Below are 22,799 nucleotides of genomic sequence, written 5' to 3' on the forward strand. Positions count from 1 at the left end.
AACATTTACCTCAAAGGGGCTATTTTCTCCCTCCCTGTGTGAATGTCAGCCTGACGAAGAGGAGGAATAATGAAAGTTTGTGGCGTAGGTCATGTTCGGGTATACTGCTTTCCCGTCCTGGTTATTCCATCGTCTTTTAAACCTAACTTCTCAGGTTCCGCATGACAACGAACTATATTTTTGTGACCGGCGGGGTCGTATCCTCTCTGGGTAAAGGCATTGCCGCAGCCTCCCTCGCAGCCATTCTGGAAGCCCGTGGTCTCAACGTGACCATCATGAAACTGGATCCGTACATCAACGTCGATCCGGGTACTATGAGCCCAATCCAACACGGGGAAGTGTTCGTTACTGAAGACGGCGCTGAAACCGACCTGGACTTGGGGCACTACGAGCGTTTCATCCGCACCAAGATGTCTCGCCGCAACAACTTCACGACTGGCCGCATCTACTCCGACGTTCTGCGTAAAGAACGCCGTGGCGACTATCTGGGCGCAACCGTACAGGTAATCCCTCACATCACTAACGCGATTAAAGAGCGCGTGCTGGAAGGTGGCGAAGGCCACGATGTGGTACTGGTGGAAATCGGCGGTACCGTCGGTGATATCGAATCGCTGCCGTTTCTTGAGGCGATTCGTCAATTGGCGGTAGATATCGGTCGTGAACACGCGCTGTTTATGCACCTGACGCTGGTACCTTACCTGGCGGCTGCGGGCGAAGTGAAAACTAAACCGACTCAGCACTCCGTGAAAGAGCTGCTGTCTATCGGTATTCAGCCCGATATTCTGATTTGTCGTTCCGACCGTGCGGTTCCTGCCAACGAGCGTGCAAAAATTGCATTGTTCTGTAATGTGCCGGAAAAAGCCGTTATTTCAATGAAAGATGTCGATTCCATTTATAAAATTCCAGGCCTGTTGAAATCTCAGGGGCTTGATGATTATATTTGTAAACGATTCAGCTTGAACTGTCCGGAAGCTAACCTGTCTGAATGGGAACAGGTCATTTACGAAGAAGCGAACCCGGCAGGCGAAGTGACTATCGGCATGGTCGGCAAATATATTGAACTGCCGGATGCCTATAAGTCGGTGATCGAAGCGCTGAAACACGGTGGTCTGAAAAACCGCGTTACCGTCAACATCAAATTGATCGATTCGCAAGATGTTGAAACGCGCGGCGTCGAAATTCTGAAAGATTTGGACGCTATCCTGATCCCCGGCGGCTTCGGCTATCGTGGCGTTGAAGGTAAAATCGCCACTGCGCGCTATGCGCGTGAAAACAATATTCCTTATCTGGGCATTTGCCTGGGGATGCAGGTTGCGTTGATTGAGTTCGCTCGTAACGTGGCCGGCATGGACAACGCCAACTCAACGGAATTTGTGCCAGACTGTAAGTACCCGGTTGTGGCGTTAATTACCGAGTGGCGCGATGAAGACGGTAACGTTGAAGTCCGTAGCGAGAAAAGCGATCTGGGCGGCACCATGCGCCTGGGCGCGCAGCAGTGCCAGCTTAGCGATGACAGTCTGGTACGTCAGTTGTACGGCGCGTCAACGATTGTTGAACGTCATCGCCATCGTTACGAAGTCAACAATATGTTGTTGAAACAAATTGAAGCAGCGGGTCTGCGTGTCGCAGGCCGTTCCGGTGATGATCAGTTAGTCGAGATCATTGAGGTACCGAATCATCCGTGGTTCGTGGCCTGTCAGTTCCATCCGGAATTTACTTCCACGCCGCGTGATGGACATCCGTTGTTCGCTGGCTTTGTTAAAGCCGCCAACGAGCATCAGAAACGTCAGGCGAAGTAAAAAAGTTAGAACGGCGGTGCACCCTCAGCGGTGCACCGTTTGTCTGAAGTTTTAGTTTAACTAGTGACTTGAGGAAAACCTAATGTCCAAAATCGTTAAAGTCATCGGTCGTGAAATCATCGACTCCCGTGGTAACCCGACTGTTGAAGCTGAAGTACACCTGGAAGGTGGTTTCGTAGGTATGGCGGCGGCTCCGTCAGGTGCTTCTACTGGTTCCCGCGAAGCGCTGGAACTGCGCGATGGCGACAAATCCCGTTTCCTGGGTAAAGGCGTAACCAAAGCTGTTGGCGCGGTTAACGGCCCGATCGCTCAGGCTATTCTTGGCAAAGACGCTAAAGACCAGGCTGGCATCGACAAAATCATGATCGACCTGGACGGTACTGAAAATAAATCTAACTTCGGTGCAAACGCCATTCTGGCTGTCTCTCTGGCTAACGCCAAAGCTGCTGCTGCCGCTAAAGGTATGCCGCTGTACGAGCACATTGCTGAACTGAATGGCACGCCGGGCAAATACTCCATGCCGGTTCCGATGATGAACATCATCAACGGCGGCGAGCACGCTGACAACAACGTCGACATCCAGGAATTCATGATCCAGCCGGTTGGCGCGAAAACGGTTAAAGAAGCCATCCGTATGGGTTCTGAAGTTTTCCATCACCTGGCAAAAGTGCTGAAAGGCAAAGGCATGAACACCGCTGTGGGTGACGAAGGCGGCTATGCGCCGAACCTGGGTTCCAACGCTGAAGCGCTGGCTGTTATCGCTGAAGCGGTTAAAGCGGCTGGTTACGAGCTGGGTAAAGACATCACCCTGGCGATGGACTGCGCAGCATCTGAATTCTACAAAGACGGTAAATACGTTCTGGCTGGCGAAGGCAACAAAGCGTTCACCTCCGAAGAATTCACCCACTTCCTGGAAGAACTGACCAAACAGTACCCGATCGTTTCCATCGAAGATGGTCTGGACGAGTCTGACTGGGACGGTTTTGCATACCAGACCAAAGTACTGGGCGACAAAATCCAGCTGGTTGGTGACGACCTGTTTGTAACCAACACCAAAATCCTGAAAGAAGGCATCGAGAAAGGCATCGCTAACTCCATCCTGATCAAATTCAACCAGATCGGTTCTCTGACCGAAACGCTGGCTGCAATCAAGATGGCGAAAGATGCTGGCTACACTGCTGTCATCTCTCACCGTTCTGGTGAAACTGAAGACGCTACCATTGCTGACCTGGCTGTTGGTACCGCTGCAGGCCAGATCAAAACCGGTTCTATGAGCCGTTCTGACCGCGTTGCTAAATACAACCAACTGATTCGTATCGAAGAAGCTCTGGGCGAAAAAGCACCGTACAACGGTCGTAAAGAGATCAAAGGCCAGGCGTAATCCTGCTTTTACCTCTTAATGTAAAAACCCGCTTCGGCGGGTTTTTTTGTATCTGTTCAATAGCGCAGCCGCTGTGCATGACCGGGCAGACGAAATCTGCAATAATTAACGATTATCCCCTTAACAGAGAACGCTATGCAGTACCCGATTAACGAGATGTTCCAGACTCTACAAGGCGAGGGTTATTTTACCGGCGTCCCCGCTATTTTTATTCGTTTACAGGGATGTCCGGTCGGCTGTGCCTGGTGTGATACTAAGCATACCTGGGATAAACTGAGCGATCGGGAAGTGTCTCTGTTCAGCATTCTGGCAAAAACCAAAGAGAGCGACAAATGGGGTGCTGCGAGCAGTGAAGACTTGCTGGCAGTAATTAACCGTCAGGGCTATACCGCGCGTCACGTTGTCATCACCGGTGGCGAACCCTGTATTCACGACCTCATGCCGCTCACCGATCTGCTTGAAAAGAGTGGTTTTAGTTGCCAGATTGAAACCAGCGGGACGCATGAAGTGCGCTGTACGCCTAACACCTGGGTCACGGTTTCACCAAAAGTGAATATGCGCGGGGGATATGACGTGCTTTCCCAGGCGCTGGAGCGCGCCAATGAAATCAAGCATCCCGTTGGGCGAGTTCGTGATATTGAGGCGCTGGATGAACTGTTAGCCACGTTGAGCGATGATAAACCGCGCGTGATTGCTTTGCAGCCCATTAGCCAGAAAGAAGACGCGACGCGTCTGTGTATTGAAACGTGTATTGCACGTAACTGGCGGCTGTCTATGCAAACGCATAAATATTTAAATATCGCCTGATGCATTACTAAGCTTACAGACGGCCTGCCGATGCCGTCTGTGACTCATCCATTACCTTGCATTGTTTATTTTCTCTATGTGAATTTCGATGAGTGTATAAAAGCGCTGATAAATTTTTCCATAGCGATGCACGGATCGCGCTATTTTGGTAAATTTAAAGAAAAAATCATTCTATGAACTTTTTTGCATCAAAATCAGCAAATTAGCTGTTCTTTAATAATTTAAATTGTTGCGATTATGTTGGTGGAATGTGGTGCTGATAAAAAGTAGTTTATAAACAATGACATACGTTTAGTGTGTTCCCCGCGCCAGCGGGGATAAACTGAGGATTTCGCCGCGCTGTTGGCCTCCAGATTCGTGTTCCCCGCGCCAGCGGGGATAAACTGCCGTGCCTGTCCAGGACAAATTGCCGATTATTGTGTTCCCCGCGCCAGCGGGGATAAACTGCTGCCGGTCTGTGCTGTTGTCGTCAATAATCAGTGTTCCCCGCGCCAGCGGGGATAAACCGGCATGTGACAGTCTGATTTTTATAGCGCATGAGTGTTCCCCGCGCCAGCGGGGATAAACCCAATTTAGGGGCCGGAACTCCGGGAAAGGCAGCGTGTTCCCCGCGCCAGCGGGGATAAACCGCAAACACCAAGCTCTTCCGCCGCGCGTTCCTGAGTGTTCCCCGCGCCAGCGGGGATAAACCGTTGCTCTCATTAAAGGGGTTTCCATGTTTGATGTGTTCCCCGCGCCAGCGGGGATAAACCGCGGTCGCAGCCTGGCCTGTTGCCGTAGAATCGGTGTTCCCCTCGCCAGCGGGGATAAACCGAGTTACTGATGCAGACTGCGGATCTTAATCGGGTGTTCCCCGCGCCAGCGGGGATAAACCGTGCGCCAACGACTGGAATTTTTGCGTGTAGCCGTGTTCCCCGCGCCAACAAGGATAGCCGTTGCATAATCATAATCTGTGTACCAGTAATGGCTGGTACAAACCTGTAAAGTAAAAAGGCCGCGTTTTCCCGGGGGAGGCTTTTCTACAGGAGAAGGCCATGGCGTTAAGGATCAGGGTATTGCTCGAAAATCATAAGGGAGCTGGAGCGGATAAATCGTTGAAGGCCCGGCCAGGATTAAGCCTGTTAGTCGAGGATGAGTCTACGTCGATCTTGTTCGATACCGGCCCTGATGGCAGTTTTATGCAAAACGCGTTGGCGATGGGGATCGACCTGTCCGATGTGTCTGCTGTGGTGCTTTCGCATGGTCATTACGATCATTGCGGCGGCGTGCCGTGGCTTCCTGATAACAGTCGAATCATCTGCCATCCCGATATTGCGCGCGAACGTTATGCGGCAATGACTTTTCTCGGTATTACCCGAAAAATAAAAAAATTGTCGTGTGAGGTGGACTATTCACGCTACCGAATGATGTACACGCGTGACCCCCTGCCGATTGGCAAAAACTTTATCTGGTCAGGGGAAATACCGGTGGTTGCGCCTGAAGCCTACGGCATTTTTGGCGGCCACGATGCGGAGCCGGACTCCATTTTGGATGAGGGCGTACTGATTTACCAATCGACAAAAGGATTAGTCATCATTACGGGATGCGGGCATCGGGGGATCGCAAATATTGTCCGGCACTGTCAGAACATTACCGGTATAAAGCGGATTTACGCGCTTGTCGGCGGATTTCATCTCCGCTGCGCATCACCGTTCACGCTGTGGCGAGTCAGGCGCTTTCTGCAAGAACAAAAACCTGAAAAACTATGCGGTTGTCACTGTACAGGGGCCTGGGGGCGGTTGTGGCTACCGGAAATAACCGCACCTGCAACCGGTGATGTGCTGCGCTTTTAACACCGCGCTGGACAATGTTTTCACTGATAAAACGTCGTGTGGATAGGCTGGAATCAATTTGACATCCAGCCCACGCGTTAATAAACCTTATTCGCCGCGATAGACGCAGCCGGCTGTACAGGTCTCTTTCACCATCACGGCGCTCAGTAGCGGCACGACGGGCTTAACCTGATCCCAAATCCATTTTGCCAGCACTTCGCTGGTGGGATTGGACAGCCCTGGAATATCATTCAGATAGTAGTGATCAAGACGATCGTAAGTCGGTTTAAACGCCGCTTTGAGATCCGCGAAATCCATAATCCAACCGGTATGCGGATCGACTTCACCGGTAATTTCGAGACGCACCATAAACGAGTGTCCGTGCAGGCGGCCGCACTTATGCCCTTCAGGCACGTGAGGCAGGCGGTGAGCGGCTTCAAAGGTGAAATCTTTATACAACGTGGTGGACATGATGAACTCTCAGGCAATAAAAAAACCGCCGTAGGGTACCGGAAAGCGCATTTTTTATCATTAACTAAAACCATTCTCCGCCTTGTGACGGGCAATTAATTTAAGAATTTCCAGAAAATTTAATAATTATCAATCAATTATAAAATCGATTTTGGCGTTAATAACGATAACTAAAACAGGTTAGTTCATTTGGTTATTTGTTATTTCCAACCCTTCTTTAATTGTTATTCCTCTCACCGTTAACCTTATCCTCAGTTTGGGATTTATCGCTTATACATTTCATCTTTCAAGCCGCATCTGTGTTGACTGCGTTTACTCACCCCAGTCACGTATTTATGTACGCTCCTGGGGCGCGCTCAGCTTACGGCGAACTTGAATGATTTTGTGTATAGATCCGCTTTGCTTACTGGAACATAACGACGCATGACGACACCGGCTCCACTGACTGGGTTGCTTCCGCTTAATCCGGAGCAACTGGCGCGCCTTCAGGCCGCGACAACCGACCTTACTCCCGAACAGCTTGCCTGGGTCTCCGGCTATTTTTGGGGCGTACTGAACCCGCGCTCAGGCGTTGTTGCCGTCACGCCTGTTCCTGAGCGGAAGATGCCGGGGGTTACGCTTATCTCCGCTTCGCAAACCGGCAATGCGCGTCGTGTGGCGGAAGCGCTGCGTGATGATCTGCTGGCGGCCAACCTTAATGTGACACTGGTGAACGCCGGCGACTACAAATTCAAACAGATTGCCAGTGAAAAACTGTTGGTGATAGTGACGTCCACCCAGGGAGAAGGCGAGCCGCCGGAAGAGGCCGTCGCGCTGCATAAATTCCTGTTCTCCAAAAAAGCGCCGAAACTGGAAAACACCGCTTTTGCCGTGTTTAGCCTCGGCGACACCTCTTATGAATTTTTCTGCCAGTCCGGAAAAGATTTCGACAGCAAACTGGCGGAACTGGGCGGTGAACGTCTGCTCGACCGTGTCGATGCTGACGTTGAATATCAGGCAGCTGCCAGCGAATGGCGCGCCCGCGTGGTTGATGTTCTGAAGTCTCGCGCACCTGTCGCGGCACCTTCGCAATCCGTCGCTACTGGCGCGGTAAACGACATCCACACCAGCCCCTATACTAAAGACGCGCCGCTGATCGCGACCCTCTCCGTGAATCAGAAAATCACCGGTCGCAACTCGGAAAAAGATGTGCGTCATATTGAGATTGATTTAGGCGACTCCGGCCTGCGCTATCAGCCGGGCGATGCGCTGGGCGTCTGGTATCAGAACGATCCGGCTCTGGTGAAGGAGCTGGTTGAGTTGCTGTGGCTGAAAGGCGATGAGCCGGTGACGGTTGATGGTAAAACCCTGCCGCTCGCCGAAGCGCTGGAGTGGCACTTCGAGCTGACGGTGAATACCGCCAACATTGTTGAGAACTACGCGACCCTGACGCGCAGTGAGTCGCTGTTGCCATTAGTGGGCGACAAAGCGCAGCTCCAGCACTACGCCGCGACCACGCCCATTGTTGATATGGTGCGTTTCTCTCCGGCGCAGCTCGACGCTGAAGCATTAATCGGCCTGCTGCGTCCGCTGACGCCGCGTCTGTACTCCATCGCCTCCGCGCAGGCGGAAGTCGAAAGCGAAGTACACGTAACCGTCGGCGTCGTGCGCTACGATATTGAAGGCCGCGCCCGCGCGGGTGGTGCTTCCAGCTTCCTCGCCGACCGCGTGGAAGAAGAGGGCGAAGTGCGCGTCTTTATTGAACACAACGATAATTTCCGCCTGCCAGCGAATCCGCAGACTCCGGTGATTATGATTGGCCCAGGTACGGGTATCGCGCCGTTCCGCGCCTTTATGCAGCAACGCGCCGCCGACGGTGCGGAAGGCAAGAACTGGCTGTTCTTCGGCAACCCGCACTTTACCGAAGATTTCCTCTATCAGGTGGAGTGGCAGCGCTACGTGAAAGAAGGCGTGCTGAGCCGGATCGATCTGGCCTGGTCCCGCGATCAAAAAGAAAAAATTTACGTACAAGACAAGCTGCGTGAACAGGGTGCCGAGCTGTGGTGCTGGATCAATGATGGCGCGCATATTTATGTCTGCGGCGATGCCAGGCGCATGGCCGCAGATGTCGAAAAAGCATTGCTGGAAGTGATCGCTGAATTCGGCGGTATGGACCTCGAATCGGCAGATGAATATTTAAGTGAGCTGCGCGTCGAGCGCCGTTATCAGCGAGATGTCTACTAATGAGCGAAAAACATCCAGGCCCACTGGTGGTCGAAGGTAAACTGTCCGATGCCGAGCGCATGAAGCTGGAAAGCAACTATTTGCGCGGTACCATTGCGGAAGATCTGAACGACGGTCTCACCGGTGGTTTTAAAGGCGATAACTTCCTGCTGATCCGCTTCCACGGCATGTACCAGCAGGATGACCGTGACATTCGTGCCGAGCGCGCCGAGCAGAAGCTGGAGCCGCGTCACGCGATGCTGCTGCGCTGCCGTCTGCCGGGCGGGGTGATTACTACGACGCAATGGCAAGCGATCGACAAATTCGCGGCGGATAACACGATTTATGGCAGTATCCGTCTGACCAACCGCCAGACCTTCCAGTTTCACGGCATTCTGAAGAAGAACGTCAAGCCGGTGCACCAGATGCTGCACTCGGTGGGGCTGGACGCGCTGGCGACCGCTAACGATATGAACCGTAACGTGCTGTGCACCTCCAATCCCTACGAGTCTCAGCTGCACGCTGAAGCCTACGAGTGGGCGAAGAAGATCTCCGAACATCTGCTGCCGCGCACCCGTGCGTATGCGGAGATCTGGCTCGATCAGGAGAAGGTCGCGATCACCGATGAAGAACCGATCCTCGGGCAGACCTATCTGCCGCGTAAGTTCAAAACCACGGTAGTGATCCCGCCGCAAAACGATATCGATCTGCACGCCAACGACATGAACTTCGTGGCGATTGCCGAAAACGGCAAGTTGGTCGGCTTTAACCTGCTGGTGGGCGGCGGTCTGTCTATTGAGCATGGTAATAAGAAAACCTACGCTCGTACGGCCAGCGAGTTTGGCTATCTGCCGCTGGAGCACACCCTGGCGGTGGCCGAAGCGGTAGTGACGACGCAGCGCGACTGGGGTAACCGTACCGACAGGAAAAATGCCAAAACCAAATACACCCTTGAGCGCGTGGGACTGGAGACATTTAAAGCGGAAGTCGAGCGTCGCGCGGGGATCAAATTTGAGCCGATCCGCCCGTATGAGTTTACCGGTCGCGGCGATCGTATCGGTTGGGTGAAAGGGATCGACAACAACTGGCACCTGACGCTGTTTATCGAAAACGGTCGTATCCTGGATTATCCGGGGCGCCCGCTGAAAACCGGCCTGCTGGAGATCGCGAAGATTCATCAGGGCGAGTTCCGTATTACCGCTAACCAGAACCTGATTATTGCCAGCGTGCCGGAAAGCCAGAAAGCGAAGATCGAGACGCTGGCGCGCGACCACGGGTTGATGAATGCGGTGAGCGCGCAGCGTGAAAACTCAATGGCCTGTGTATCGTTCCCGACCTGCCCGCTGGCGATGGCGGAAGCCGAGCGTTTCCTGCCGTCGTTCACGGACAAAGTGGAAGCGATTCTGGAAAAACACGGCATTCCTGATGAGCATATCGTGATGCGCGTGACCGGCTGCCCGAACGGCTGTGGTCGCGCGATGCTGGCGGAAATTGGCTTAGTAGGGAAAGCGCCTGGTCGTTATAACCTGCATCTTGGTGGAAACCGTATTGGGACACGTATCCCACGGATGTATCAAGAAAATATCACCGAGCCGGATATTCTGGCCTCGCTGGATGAACTGATTGGGCGCTGGGCGAAAGAGCGTGAAGCGGGTGAAGGCTTCGGCGACTTTACGGTGCGTGCGGGCATCATTCGCCCGGTGCTCGATCCCGCGCGTGATTTCTGGGAATAACCTGAATTGCCGGATGGCGGCATAAATGCCTTATCCGGCCTACCGCCCGCGTAGGCCTGATAAGCGAAGCGCCATCAGGCAAGGTATACCGCGAGGAACTTATGTCCAAACTCGATCTAAATGCCCTGAATGAACTGCCAAAAGTCGATCGCGTACTGGCGTTGGCGGAAACCAACGCTCAACTGGAAACGCTGACTGCCGAAGAACGCGTGGCTTGGGCGCTGGAAAATCTGCCCGGCGAATACGTGCTTTCTTCAAGCTTTGGCATCCAGGCGGCGGTGAGCCTGCACCTGGTGAATCAGATTCGCCCGGATATCCCGGTGATCCTCACCGATACCGGCTATTTGTTCCCGGAAACCTATCAGTTTATTGATGAGCTAACGGACAAACTCAAACTCAACCTGAAAGTTTACCGCGCGGGCGAAAGTCCGGCCTGGCAGGAAGCGCGCTACGGCAAGCTGTGGGAGCAGGGCGTTGAGGGCATTGAGAAATACAATGAGATCAACAAAGTCGAGCCGATGAACCGGGCGCTAAAAGAGCTGAAAGCGCAGACGTGGTTTGCGGGTCTGCGTCGCGAGCAGTCCGGCAGCCGCGCGCATTTACCTGTTCTCGCTATCCAACGCGGCGTGTTTAAAGTGCTACCGATTATCGACTGGGATAACCGCACGGTTTACCAGTATCTGCAAAAGCACGGTCTGAAATACCATCCGCTGTGGGATCAGGGCTATCTGTCGGTGGGCGATACGCACACCACCCGCAAATGGGAGCCGGGTATGGCGGAAGAAGAGACACGCTTCTTCGGACTGAAGCGCGAGTGCGGGCTGCATGAAGGGTGATTGTCCTTACGCGGTATGATTATACTTGCTGTTATGAAAAATCCGGCAGGCAGCCGGATTTTAAATTGGTTATATTACTGACTATCTTTATGTCAGTAATATATTACGACTGCACCCATCTTTACCAATGTGCAAAGAACGTTCATGGGTTAGATATAGCTTTTCAAGAATTACATCAATAAACATTTTTTTTGCATGATAGTCGTTATAATCCTGATTAAGTTTTTTTAAAAAACCAGAATTTGTTGGTTTAAACTCTGCAAACGGCGAATAGGTATGTAGTAAATAGGAGATACACGGATGCATCATGCTAAAAGCGACTTCACCTTGTACCTCCTGATAACCTATTTTGCAAAACTGAGTTGTAGGCTCAAAGTTACCTGCATTAATACAGGCCAGCATCGATTTTTCATCTTCAGTAAGCGAGTCCTGCCATTCGACAAGCGGGTGGTCTGGAGCCTCTGCGGGACGCATCATCTCATAAACCGCCGCTTTGATTTGTGCATTGCCCGTCACTTCTTTTCGTAGTGTAGAAATCGACTCCTGAAGTAATTCCGGGTGCCAGGTCATCTTCGCACCAATCACCTCGCATATTTGTAAAAATAACTGTCTCTCCTCTCTACTCATAGATTCTATCACTGCATCATCTGATATATTGAGGATGTCCTTAATATTGCTTTGGCTGATCACCGTGTCGCCGACCATAAGTAAAAATTGTGTCTGAGAAGCGTCCATCTTGATAGTAAACAGATCTTGATGAGCCGGGCAGGCCAGATGTTGTAGCCGTTTAAAGGCGTAAATTTTATTTATATCCTCTACGTTAACTTCCATCTCTCCAGGTTCACCACGGCCCTGCCCGTGAATGATGGAGTGTAACACTTCCAGCGCATGGTCCTTTTTTTCCGCTCTAAAATGATCCTGGACTTTATCCCAACCCCCCATATGGATTGCTTTTTCTTTATCTGCGCTTAACAGATGAGCAAGCCGACTTTCATTAAGCGTATAATTTTGATGATTACCGAAGCTTAAAGTGACTGGCATAATATTTTCCTTCAAATTTATATTATTCAATATCCGGAGTAAAATATATCGTTCAATTCTCTCTTTTTTATTAAACAGATAAAGTTTACTACAGGAGAGAATTTGAACGACATTATTAATACAGCACATTTATGGTTGGTAATCCTTTGTGGTGACGATAATTCAGACAAAAGGTAGATGATTCGCCGCAAATGGTCGTTTTTTTTAAATTTTGGTTTATGCAGAAGGCATTGGAGGAAGCCTCTTTGAGCGCTTCTTCCAGAAGAAAAAGGCGGAAAAATTTATAATAATTATTCGTGGGGTAAATATTTCTGAAGAATATATAAAATTGAGCGGCATATTTAAATATAATCTCAGGAAGTGCAATTTTTGTGAGGTATATCAACAAAAAAGACCATTAAAAAGGCGTAGAGTGCTTTTATTATCCACATGCTGGAGTTTACGTGTCGATATATCACTATTGGGGAAAGTCTCGAAGAGGAGAAACTGACGGCGGTGATGATTACCATTTGCTTTGCTGGCATTCTTTAGATGTTGCGGCTGTGGGTTACTGGATGGTGATAAATAATATTTATTTTATTGACCACTATCTAAAAAAATTAGGCATCCAGGATAAGGAGCAGGCGGCGCAATTTTTTGCCTGGATTTTATGTTGGCATGATATTGGAAAGTTTGCTCATTCCTTCCAGCAACTATACCGTCATGAGGCTTTAAATATCTTTAATGAGCCTACACGGCATTATGAAAAAATCGCGCATACCACGCTGGGATACATGTTGTGGAACTCCTGGCTAAGTGAATGCCCTGAATTGTTTCCTCCTTCTTCGCTTTCAGTTCGTAAAAGTAAGCGCGTTATGGCGCTTTGGATGCCAGTCACTACAGGTCATCATGGACGCCCTCCAGAGGCAATCCAGGAGCTGGACCATTTTCGCCAGCAGGATAAAGACGCGGCAAGAGATTTTCTTCTGAGAATAAAAGCGCTCTTTCCTTTAATTACTTTGCCTGAAGCCTGGGATGAAGATGAGGGTATCGACCAATTTCAGCAACTTTCCTGGTTTATTTCCGCTGCGGTTGTACTGGCTGACTGGACTGGTTCTGCCAGCCGTTATTTTCCGCGTACTGCGGAAAAAATGCCTGTTGATACCTACTGGCAGCAAGCTCTCGCTAAAGCACAAACTGCCATCACGCTATTTCCCTCAGCGGCGAATGTGTCTGCCTTTACGGGCATAGAAACGCTTTTCCCTTTTATTCAGCATCCCACACCGTTACAACAAAAGGCGCTTGAGCTGGATATCAACGTGGATGGCGCCCAACTCTTTATTCTTGAAGATGTCACCGGGGCCGGAAAAACAGAGGCGGCGCTCATATTAGCTCATCGACTGATGGCGGCAGGTAAAGCGCAGGGACTCTATTTTGGACTGCCGACAATGGCGACAGCCAACGCGATGTTTGAACGTATGGCGAACACCTGGCTGGCGCTGTATCAGCCGGACTCCCGTCCCAGCCTGATTCTGGCGCATAGCGCGCGTCGCTTAATGGATCGTTTCAATCAGTCAATATGGTCGGTCACTCTTTCTGGTACGGAAGAACCCGATGAAGCGCAGCCTTATAGTCAGGGATGCGCCGCCTGGTTTGCCGACAGCAATAAAAAAGCGTTGTTGGCGGAGGTTGGCGTAGGCACGTTGGATCAGGCGATGATGGCGGTAATGCCATTTAAACATAACAACCTGCGGTTACTGGGTCTTAGCAACAAGATCTTACTGGCTGATGAGATCCATGCCTGTGATGCCTGGATGTCCCGAATACTTGAAGGTTTGATCGAACGGCAGGCCAGTAATGGCAACGCCACTATTCTGTTATCTGCGACGCTATCGCAGCAGCAGCGAGATAAGCTGGTGGCGGCATTTTCCCGTGGGGTGAGGCGTAGTGTGCAGGCGCCGTTGCTAGGCCATGACGATTATCCCTGGCTGACTCAGGTCACACAAACAGAGCTGATTTCTCAGCGGGTTGATACACGCAAAGAGGTTGAGCGTTGCGTAGATATTGGCTGGCTACATAGTGAAGAGGCGTGTCTTGAACGTATAGGTGAAGCAGTGGAAAAAGGAAACTGTATCGCTTGGATACGTAACTCCGTTGATGATGCGATTCGTATCTATCGCCAGCTTCAACTGAGTAAGGTCGTCGCCACGGAAAACCTTTTACTCTTCCATAGTCGCTTTGCTTTTCACGATCGTCAGCGGATTGAGTCGCAGACGCTGAATCTCTTTGGCAAACAGAGCGGCGCGCAACGTGCCGGTAAGGTCATTATCGCCACGCAGGTAATCGAACAAAGTCTGGATATTGACTGCGATGAGATGATCTCTGATTTAGCGCCGGTGGATTTATTAATTCAGCGGGCCGGTCGACTACAGCGTCATATTCGCGATCGTAACGGTCTGGTGAAAAAGAGTGGGCAGGATGAGCGAGAGACGCCAGTGCTGCGCATTCTTGCTCCGGAGTGGGATGACGCGCCGCGAGAGAACTGGTTATCCAGCGCCATGCGTAACAGCGCCTATGTCTATCCCGATCATGGGCGCATGTGGCTGACGCAGCGCATATTACGTGAGCAGGGGACGATTCGGATGCCGCAATCTGCCCGCTTGTTGATTGAGTCGGTCTACGGTGAGGATGTCAACATGCCGGTTGGATTTGCAAAAACCGAGCAATTGCAGGAAGGCAAATTTTATTGCGACCGGGCATTTGCCGGCCAGATGCTGCTTAACTTTGCGCCGGGCTACTGTGCTGAAATTAGCGATTCTTTACCGGAGAAAATGTCAACGCGGCTGGCGGAAGAGTCTGTCACGCTGTGGCTGGCGAAAATCGTGGATAGCGTCGTAACCCCTTATGCCAGCGGTGAACACGCCTGGGAGATGAGCGTGCTGCGAGTACGTCAGAGCTGGTGGAATAAACATAAAGACGAGTTTGAAAAATTAGACGGCGAACCCTTGCGTAAGTGGTGTGCGCAACAGCATCAGGATAAGGATTTTGCCACGGTGATTGTGGTGACGGACTTTGCCGCTTGTGGTTATTCGGCGAATGAGGGATTGATTGGCATGATGGGGGAATAACGAATACAGATATGGACAATTTTTCACTTTTAACAACGCCCTGGCTCCCCGTCCGTTTCAAAGACGGTTCCACGGGCAAGCTGGCCCCCGTCGATCTGGCGGATGAAAACGTGGTGGACATCGCCGCAACGCGAGCAGATTTACAGGGAGCGGCCTGGCAGTTTCTGTTGGGATTGCTGCAATGCAGTATCGCGCCGAAAAGATACAAAAATTGGGAGGATATCTGGTTTGATGGATTGCATGCCGATGTGCTCCATAAGGCATTAGCACCGTTAGAACACGCTTTTCAGTTTGGCGCGGAATCCCCCTCGTTTATGCAGGATTTTGAACCGTTAAGCGGCGAAAAAGTCTCTATTGCCTCATTGTTGCCGGAAATACCTGGCGCGCAAACCACGAAGTTCAATAAAGATCATTTTGTCAAACGCGGCGTAACGGAACGTTTTTGTCCGCACTGCGCGGCGCTGGCGCTGTTCTCGTTGCAGCTTAACGCGCCTGCGGGCGGCAAAGGCTATCGTACCGGGCTGCGCGGCGGCGGGCCACTGACCACGCTGGTTGAATTGCAGGAATATCAGGGCGAGCGGCAAACGCCGATCTGGCGCAAGCTGTGGCTCAACGTGATGCCGCAGGATACTGCGGATCTGCCTTTACCAGACCAGTGTGATGCGACCGTTTTCCCGTGGCTTGCCGCGACGCGGACCAGCGAGCAGGCGAATGCCGTTACCACGCCGGAGCAGGTCAATAAACTCCAGGCGTACTGGGGGATGCCGCGTCGTATCCGCCTGGATTTTGCCACCTTACAGTCAGGTTGCTGCGATATTTGCGGCGCTGAAAGCGATGAGCTTCTTGGCTTTATGACCGTCAAGAACTACGGCGTTAACTACGATGGCTGGCGGCACCCGCTGACGCCTTATCGCGCCCCGGTAAAAGATCAAAACGCCTTCTTTTCCGTTAAACCGCAGCCCGGCGGCCTTATCTGGCGCGACTGGCTGGGATTAAGTCAGAACAACCAGACGGAAGCGAATTACGAATCTCCCGCGCAGGTAGTCAAGGTGTTTAACGCCCGCTCGCTGACTGACGTTAAAGCGGGGATCCGGGGCTTTGGCGCGGATTTCGACAATATGAAAATCCGCTGCTGGTATGAGCATCACTTCCCGTTGCTGATGACGGAAGGTCTGATCCCTGATTTACGTAAGGCCGTGCAAACTGCGGCCCGCCTGTTGAGCCTGCTTCGCAGTGCGCTAAAAGAAGCGTGGTTCACCAATGCGAAGGATGCGCGGGGTGATTTCAGTTTTATCGACATTGATTTCTGGAACCTGACGCAGGGGCGCTTTCTCAATCTGATCCACGATCTGGAAAACGGACACAAGCCGGACGAAAGGCTGAATAAATGGCAAAGAGAACTTTGGCTGTTTACCCGTTGTTACTTCGATGATCACGTCTTTACCAACCCCTACGAGAGCAGCGATCTGGAGCGCATCATGAAGGCGCGCAAAAAATATTTTACTTCATCGGCGGAAAAGCAAAGCGCAAAAGCCGCCAAAGCAAAGAAACAGGAGGCTGCTGAATGAGTGTTGTGACGAAAGATGATAAAGCCACTTTGCGTCAGTGGCATGATGAACTACAAGAAAAACGTGGATTACGTGCCAGCTTACGACGTAGTAAAACGGTGAATGATGCCTGTTTGGCTGAGGGGCTTCATTCATTGTTAATGCAAACACATTCTTTATGGAAAAACAAAGCACCCTGGAATGTTACTGCATTGGCAATCACAGCGGCACTGGCTGCACATATCAAATTTATTGATGAGCAAAAGAGTTTTGCTGCGCAGCTTGGACAGAAGAAAGGTGGCGACACTCCGGTGATGTCAAAATTACGCTTCTCCCACCTATTAGCGGTAAAAACGCCGGATGAACTGCTGCGCCAGTTACGGCGTGCGGTGAAGCTGTTAGATGGTTCGGTCAACCTGTTTTCTCTTGCAGACGATATTTTCTGCTGGTGCCAGGAGCAGAATGACTTGCTGAACCACCATCGCCGCCAGCAGCGGCCAACCGAATTTCTTCGTATCCGCTGGGCGCTGGAATACTACCAGGCTGGCGATACCGATAACGAACAAGATTAACAGGGATATCTTTATGACAACGTTTATTCAGCTCCACTTACTGACCGCTTACCCCGCCGCTAACCTGAACCGTGATGATACCGGTGCGCCAAAAACCGTGGTGCTTGGCGGAGCAACACGTCTGCGTATCTCCTCTCAGAGCCTGAAACGCGCCTGGCGTACATCTGAGTTATTTGAACAGGCATTAGCTGGCCATATTGGTATTCGTACTGGTCGCATTGCTCGTGAGGCGGCGCAAATCCTCGTTGATAGCGGCATTGACGCCAAAAAAGCGGTTGAGTACGTCAAGAACATCGCCAACTGCTTTGGCAAGGTAAAAGAGGATAAGAAACCCAAAGATGAGTTGACGAATGCTGAAACCGAGCAACTGGTGCATATCAGCCCTGCTGAGTTTGAGGCCGTGAAAGCGCTGGCGCGCCGTCTGGCAGAAGAAAAACGTCCGGCAACAGAAGAGGAAGCGGAACTGTTACGTCACGATCGCATGGCCGTCGATATTGCCATGTTTGGCCGGATGTTAGCGAAGAAAACTGATTTTAACGTGGAAGCCGCCTGCCAGGTCGCCCACGCCTTCGGCGTCAGCGAAACGATCATCGAAGACGATTTCTTTACCGCTGTGGATGACCTACGCCAGGCATCGGCAGAAGATGCAGGCGCAGGCCATCTCGGCGAAACCGGCTTTGGCTCCGCGCTGTTTTACACCTATATCTGCATCGACAAAGATCTGCTGGTGAAAAACCTGAACGGCAATGAAGAACTGGCAAACAAAACGCTGCGCGCCTTTACTGAAGCGGCGCTGAAAGTGTCGCCGACCGGCAAACAGAACAGCTTTGCCAGCCGTGCCTATGCCTCGTGGGCGCTGGCCGAAAAAGGCACCGACCAACCACGTTCACTGGCGGCCGCGTTTTATGAACCGATCAACGGTACAGACCAATTGAACGTTGCGGTTAAGCGTATTACCGCGCTGCATGAAAATATGAATGAGGTCTATGCACAGGAGACGGCGTTCAAAAACTTTAACGTGATGAATCAGCAGGGAAGCATGAAAGACGTGCTTGACTTCATCTGCGCGTAAGGGGCGGCTTATGAGCCAATATCTGGTTTTTCAGCTTCATGGGCCGATGGCCTCCTGGGGCGTGGATGCGCCAGGCGAAGTGCGCCACAGCCATGAACTTCCTTCGCGTTCTGCGCTGTTGGGGTTATTAGCTGCGGCGCTGGGTATTCGCCGCGATGAAGAGGAACGGCTAAACACCTTTAATCGTCATTACCAATTTTTGCTGTGCGCCAGCGGCAACCCGCGCTGGGCGCGGGATTATCACACGGTGCAGATGCCGAAAGAGGTACGTAAGGCGCGTTACTTCAGCCGCCGTGAAGAGTTGCAGGATCCTGAGTTACTGAGCGCGCTGATTTCCCGACGCGACTACTACACCGACGCCTGGTGGATGATCGCTGTCAGCGCGACGCCGGACGCGCCTTACACGTTGGCGCAGCTTCAGGCGGCGTTACAACATCCTGTGTTCCCGCTGTATCTGGGGCGCAAAAGTCACCCTCTGGCGTTGCCGCTTGCGCCGCAACTGCTGGAAGGGAATGCGGCGGATGTCCTGCGTGAAGCATATCGTTGGTATCAGGATCAATTCAATGCGCTGAAACTGACTCTCCCCGGATTACAGAATGAATGCTGGTGGGAAGGTGAACACGATGGCTTAACGGCGAACAAAATTTTACGTCGTCGCGACATGCCGTTGAGCCGCCAGCAATGGCTGTTCGGTGAACGTAGCGTGAATCAGGGGCCGTGGCTCCGCAAGGAGGACGCGTGTATCTCTCAAGAATAACGCTGCACACCAGCGAGCTTTCGCCGGCACAGCTCTTGCATCTGGTGGAGCGCGGCGAGTACGTGATGCACCAGTGGTTATGGGATCTCTTTCCCGGCGGCAAGGAACGGCAGTTTCTTTATCGCCGCGAAGAGTTACAGGGCGCGTTTCGCTTTTTTGTTCTCTCACAGGAACAGCCTGCCGCCAGCACGATTTTTGACGTACAGACTCGCCCGTTTGCGCCAATGCTGAGCGCGGGACAGACGCTGCGGTTTAACTTGCGAGCCAATCCGACAATTTGCAAAAACGGTAAGCGTCACGATTTGCTGATGGAGGCGAAACGCCAGCGTAAAACGCAGGGCGATAGCCAGGATATTTGGTCTTATCAGCAGCAGGCGGCATTGGAATGGCTGGCGCGCCAGGGGGAGCAAAATGGCTTTACTCTGCGCGAGGCGAGCGTTGATGCTTACCGGCAGCAGCAGATACGTCGAGAGAAATCCCGGCAGATGATTCAGTTTAGCAGCGTGGACTATACCGGCGTGCTGGTGATTAACGAGCCCGCGCTTTTCCTGCAACGTCTGGCGCAGGGGTACGGTAAAAGCCGGGCGTTTGGCTGCGGAATGATGATGATCAAACCCGGAGACGACGCGTGACGTTCGTACCGCTCAACCCGATCCCGTTAAAAGATCGAACCTCGATGATCTTCCTCCAGTACGGTCAAATTGACGTGCTGGATGGGGCATTCGTGCTGATCGATAAAACGGGAATCCGTACGCATATTCCCGTCGGTTCGGTCGCTTGTATCATGCTGGAACCGGGAACGCGGGTTTCCCATGCGGCAGTGCATTTGGCATCAACGGTCGGCACCCTGTTGGTATGGGTGGGCGAGGCGGGAGTGCGGGTCTATTCCTCCGGACAACCCGGCGGCGCACGAGCCGATAAGTTGCTTTACCAGGCAAAGCTGGCGTTAGATGATGACCTGCGGCTTAAAGTAGTCCGCAAAATGTATGAACTGCGTTTTCGTGAGCCGCCTCCCGCCCGTCGTTCCGTTGAGCAACTGCGCGGTATTGAAGGATCCCGTGTGCGGGCGACCTATGCATTACTGGCGAAGCAGTATGGCGTGAAATGGCATGGTCGTAACTATGATCCGAAAGACTGGGAGAAGGGGGATGTCGTCAACCGATGTATTAGCGCGGCGACATCGTGCCTGTACGGGATTTCAGAAGCGGCTATCCTGGCGGCGGGATATGCGCCGGCTATCGGTTTTATCCATAGCGGTAAGCCGCTTTCTTTTGTTTATGACATTGCCGATATCATCAAATTTGAATCGGTGGTGCCCAAAGCATTTGAGATCGCCGCTCGTCACCCGGCGGAACCTGATAAAGAAGTGCGCCTGGCCTGCCGGGATATTTTTCGCAGTTCGAAGCTGACCGGAAAATTGATCCCGCTGATCGAAGAGGTGCTCGCTGCCGGTGAAATTGAACCACCTCAGCCTGCGCCGGATATGCTGCCGCCAGCAATACCGGAACCTGAATCACTGGGTGATAGCGGCCATCGGGGGCATGGTTGATGAGTATGGTGGTTGTGGTCACGGAAAACGTACCGCCGCGCCTGCGGGGACGTCTTGCCGTCTGGTTACTTGAGGTTCGTGCAGGTGTTTATGTTGGCGATACCTCGAAGCGTATTCGGGAAATGATTTGGCAACAGATCACACAGCTTGGCGGAGTCGGAAACGTAGTAATGGCCTGGGCAACAAATACTGAGTCTGGTTTTGAGTTCCAGACCTGGGGTGAAAACAGACGTATTCCGGTAGATTTGGATGGACTGCGTTTGGTTTCTTTTCTTCCTGTTGAAAATCAATAAGTTGAATGTTCTTTAATGATAAGGAATTGTTATCTTACCGTTGGTAGTTTGTTATGTAGTAAAAAAGGGCTTTTAGAACAAATATATAGTTTTAGTGTGTTCCCCGCGCCAGCGGGGATAAACCGACGTTGGCTGAAAACGGTTTTTCGGTCCGCCTGTGTTCCCCGCGCCAGCGGGGATAAACCGAATATATGGCGCTCACGCGCATGAGCATTCTCGTGTTCCCCGCGCCAGCGGGGATAAACCGCAGGGCAAATTCATCCGCCGCTGACCACTGGTGTGTTCCCCGCGCCAGCGGGGATAAACCGGACGCTTACATCTCACCGAGAGATTTTGAGGCGTGTTCCCCGCGCCAGCGGGGATAAACCGGGAACTGGTTTAGCTATCGCTGCCGGGGCTATGTGTTCCCCGCGCCAGCGGGGATAAACCGGATTGCTCAGATTGGGAATTTGACCAGCGGCCGTGTTCCCCGCGCCAGCGGGGATAAACCGTCACGAGGGCCCCCTTATTGGGTCGGGCAGGTGTGTTCCCCGCGCCAGCGGGGATAAACCGGTTGGGTTGCATAGATGACACGCTTATAAATAGTGTTCCCCGCGTCAGCGGGGATAAACACGTTTCACCAGCATATCAGGACGTTTTTTCCGCCTTCGCCAGCTCTTTTACCAACGGCAGCATTATCCGTACTACATCGCGGCTACGGCGCTCAATTCGCCCTGGCAGCGCCTTGTCAATATGCTGTTGATTATCAAGCCGTACGTCGTGCCAGCTATTGCCGTTCGGGAAGGAGGCATTTTTCACGCGTTGCTGGTATCCGTCTTTTTTACCCAGATTCCAGTTCGTCGCCTCAACAGAAAGCACCGATATTCCCGCTTTATCGAAAACCTCCGCATCATTACAGCAACCCGTTCCTTTGGGGTAGGATGGATTGCGTCCCGGATTGGTGTTGGCGGCGATACCATAACGGCGCGCAATCGCTAATGCCCGATCGCGGGTCAGTGTACGCACCGCTTCCGGCGTATTTTTCCCGCTATTAAAATAGAGCTTGTCGCCAACAATCAGGTTATCGAGATTAATCACCAGCAGCGTATTTTTCTTCTCAGCGTCACTCATTCGTTTGAGTAAATTTTCCGCGCCTAGCTTTCCCTCTTCTTCCCCGCTGGTGGCGATAAAACGAATCCCGTAATGGGTCGGTATATCTTTCAGACGCGCCGCCAGTTCCAGCATAACGCCTAATCCCGCGGCATTATCATCCATTCCCTGTAACGTTAAACCGCCCAGATTGGCATCGACATCAGCGTCGCTCTGCGGAGCGTACGTATCCAGATGCGCCATAATGATGATCTGTTGCGGCACGCGCCCTTCATGGGCGGCGATGACCGTACTGCCCGTCACGTTATGCCAGTTTTTGCGATTATCCTTCGTGGTATAAATAAATCGGCTATTAAACGTTCGAATATCGCTTTGATATCCCATCTGGGTAAATTGTTGGCGTAAATAATCGGCAGACAACATCTCGGCGGGGGAGCCAGTCATTCTCCCGGGAAAAAAGGTGGCGATATGTCGTGCCTGAGTATTCGCTATTTCACCAGGCCCTGGTGATGCTGCTTGTGCAGGAAGGATAAAGCCTACGCCGAGCGCCAGAATGACGGCAAAGCGGCGCGTTGCGGAAAACATAATGAGTCCTTAAATACAGAACAAAATTTTACGTGGCTAGTATGAAACCGCGATCGTGTTAATACAATTTCATTTGCTCCTAAATGCTGGCAATCCGGTACGTTAAGCATTTTTTGATATTGGTTTTTGGGCCGCGTTATTCCTTTG

The 22,799-nt window shown here is 52.0% G+C and carries 18 protein-coding genes and 2 CRISPR repeat arrays; of the genes, 15 read left to right on the top strand and 3 right to left on the bottom strand.

Features of this window, described 5'->3' with window-relative positions; genetic code table 11:
- The first annotated feature begins 161 nt into the window (after positions 1–161).
- The 4 genes from pyrG to J1G48_RS04485 all read left to right on the top strand — a co-directional run bounded on the left by pyrG (position 162) and on the right by J1G48_RS04485 (position 5,819).
- Positions 162–1,799 (top strand): CTP synthase (glutamine hydrolyzing), encoded by a 1,638-nt coding sequence (pyrG, locus tag J1G48_RS04470; RefSeq protein WP_000210863.1) that lies wholly within the window; start codon positions 162–164, stop codon positions 1,797–1,799.
- A gap of 82 nt (positions 1,800–1,881) precedes the next feature.
- Positions 1,882–3,180 (top strand): phosphopyruvate hydratase, encoded by a 1,299-nt coding sequence (gene eno, locus J1G48_RS04475; protein ID WP_000036734.1) that lies wholly within the window; start codon positions 1,882–1,884, stop codon positions 3,178–3,180.
- 135 nt (positions 3,181–3,315) lie between these two features.
- Complete coding sequence (gene queE / locus J1G48_RS04480) at positions 3,316–3,987, top strand: 7-carboxy-7-deazaguanine synthase QueE (RefSeq protein WP_001199961.1); 672 nt, start codon at positions 3,316–3,318, stop codon at positions 3,985–3,987.
- A 296-nt stretch (positions 3,988–4,283) separates the two neighbouring features.
- A CRISPR array of direct repeats spans positions 4,284–4,921; the repeat unit is 27 nt; unit sequence GTGTTCCCCGCGCCAGCGGGGATAAAC.
- Between the two features lie 100 nt (positions 4,922–5,021).
- On the top strand, positions 5,022–5,819 hold the full coding sequence (locus tag J1G48_RS04485; protein ID WP_001207998.1) for an MBL fold metallo-hydrolase: 798 nt from the start codon (positions 5,022–5,024) through the stop codon (positions 5,817–5,819).
- Positions 5,820–5,906: 87 nt separating this feature from the next.
- Here J1G48_RS04485 and queD read toward each other — a convergent pair whose 3' ends face one another.
- A complete protein-coding gene (gene queD, locus J1G48_RS04490) occupies positions 5,907–6,269 on the bottom strand; it encodes a 6-carboxytetrahydropterin synthase QueD (RefSeq protein ID WP_000108313.1) in 363 nt (120 codons plus the stop codon).
- 423 nt (positions 6,270–6,692) lie between these two features.
- Between queD and cysJ the strand changes: the two genes are divergently transcribed.
- From cysJ to cysH, 3 genes are all read left to right on the top strand, one after another.
- Positions 6,693–8,492, top strand: coding sequence for an NADPH-dependent assimilatory sulfite reductase flavoprotein subunit (gene cysJ, locus J1G48_RS04495; RefSeq protein ID WP_000210932.1), 1,800 nt, complete (start codon positions 6,693–6,695; stop codon positions 8,490–8,492).
- Positions 8,492–10,204 (top strand): assimilatory sulfite reductase (NADPH) hemoprotein subunit, encoded by a 1,713-nt coding sequence (gene cysI / locus J1G48_RS04500; protein ID WP_001290670.1) that lies wholly within the window; start codon positions 8,492–8,494, stop codon positions 10,202–10,204. Before cysJ ends, cysI begins: the two co-directional genes overlap by 1 nt.
- A 101-nt stretch (positions 10,205–10,305) precedes the next feature.
- Complete coding sequence (gene cysH, locus J1G48_RS04505) at positions 10,306–11,040, top strand: phosphoadenosine phosphosulfate reductase (protein WP_000039870.1); 735 nt, start codon at positions 10,306–10,308, stop codon at positions 11,038–11,040.
- A gap of 87 nt (positions 11,041–11,127) precedes the next feature.
- On the opposite strand, the gene sopD is transcribed toward cysH, so the two are convergent.
- A complete protein-coding gene (gene sopD / locus J1G48_RS04510; RefSeq protein WP_001145541.1) occupies positions 11,128–12,081 on the bottom strand; it encodes an SPI-1 type III secretion system effector SopD in 954 nt (317 codons plus the stop codon).
- A 443-nt stretch (positions 12,082–12,524) separates the two neighbouring features.
- On the opposite strand from sopD, the gene J1G48_RS04515 reads away from it, so the two are divergent.
- Genes J1G48_RS04515 through cas2e form a run of 8 tightly spaced genes read left to right on the top strand, consistent with a single transcriptional unit; the run spans position 12,525 to position 20,978 of the window.
- Positions 12,525–15,188: a CRISPR-associated helicase/endonuclease Cas3 gene (locus J1G48_RS04515; protein ID WP_000029737.1), complete on the top strand. Its 2,664-nt coding sequence runs from the start codon at positions 12,525–12,527 to the stop codon at positions 15,186–15,188.
- 11 nt (positions 15,189–15,199) lie between these two features.
- A complete protein-coding gene (casA, locus tag J1G48_RS04520) occupies positions 15,200–16,756 on the top strand; it encodes a type I-E CRISPR-associated protein Cse1/CasA (RefSeq protein ID WP_000368579.1) in 1,557 nt (518 codons plus the stop codon).
- Complete coding sequence (gene casB / locus J1G48_RS04525; RefSeq protein WP_000117945.1) at positions 16,753–17,307, top strand: type I-E CRISPR-associated protein Cse2/CasB; 555 nt, start codon at positions 16,753–16,755, stop codon at positions 17,305–17,307. The genes casA and casB overlap by 4 nt, the downstream gene beginning before the upstream one ends.
- 13 nt (positions 17,308–17,320) lie before the next feature.
- Positions 17,321–18,379 carry a type I-E CRISPR-associated protein Cas7/Cse4/CasC gene (cas7e, locus tag J1G48_RS04530; protein WP_000206417.1) on the top strand — a complete coding sequence of 353 codons (1,059 nt, stop codon included), beginning with the start codon at positions 17,321–17,323 and terminating at the stop codon, positions 18,377–18,379.
- A gap of 10 nt (positions 18,380–18,389) precedes the next feature.
- A complete protein-coding gene (gene cas5e, locus J1G48_RS04535) occupies positions 18,390–19,136 on the top strand; it encodes a type I-E CRISPR-associated protein Cas5/CasD (protein ID WP_000085115.1) in 747 nt (248 codons plus the stop codon).
- The gene (gene cas6e / locus J1G48_RS04540) at positions 19,118–19,768 is read left to right on the top strand and encodes a type I-E CRISPR-associated protein Cas6/Cse3/CasE (RefSeq protein WP_000281483.1); all 651 of its coding nucleotides are present in this window, start codon (positions 19,118–19,120) and stop codon (positions 19,766–19,768) included. Before cas5e ends, cas6e begins: the two co-directional genes overlap by 19 nt.
- Positions 19,765–20,685 carry a type I-E CRISPR-associated endonuclease Cas1e gene (gene cas1e, locus J1G48_RS04545; protein WP_000144830.1) on the top strand — a complete coding sequence of 307 codons (921 nt, stop codon included), beginning with the start codon at positions 19,765–19,767 and terminating at the stop codon, positions 20,683–20,685. Before cas6e ends, cas1e begins: the two co-directional genes overlap by 4 nt.
- Positions 20,685–20,978 (top strand): type I-E CRISPR-associated endoribonuclease Cas2e, encoded by a 294-nt coding sequence (cas2e, locus tag J1G48_RS04550; RefSeq protein WP_001518648.1) that lies wholly within the window; start codon positions 20,685–20,687, stop codon positions 20,976–20,978. The genes cas1e and cas2e overlap by 1 nt, the downstream gene beginning before the upstream one ends.
- 96 nt (positions 20,979–21,074) lie before the next feature.
- A CRISPR array of direct repeats spans positions 21,075–21,591; the repeat unit is 29 nt; unit sequence GTGTTCCCCGCGCCAGCGGGGATAAACCG.
- A 14-nt stretch (positions 21,592–21,605) separates the two neighbouring features.
- Here cas2e and J1G48_RS04555 read toward each other — a convergent pair.
- Entirely contained in the window at positions 21,606–22,652 is a 1,047-nt protein-coding gene (locus tag J1G48_RS04555; RefSeq protein WP_000490481.1) for an aminopeptidase, read from the bottom strand.
- Positions 22,653–22,799: the final 147 nt, after the last annotated feature.

Origin of the sequence: Salmonella sp. SAL-020, assembly GCF_017372215.1 — a bacterium.
Taxonomy (GTDB): domain Bacteria; phylum Pseudomonadota; class Gammaproteobacteria; order Enterobacterales; family Enterobacteriaceae; genus Salmonella; species Salmonella enterica.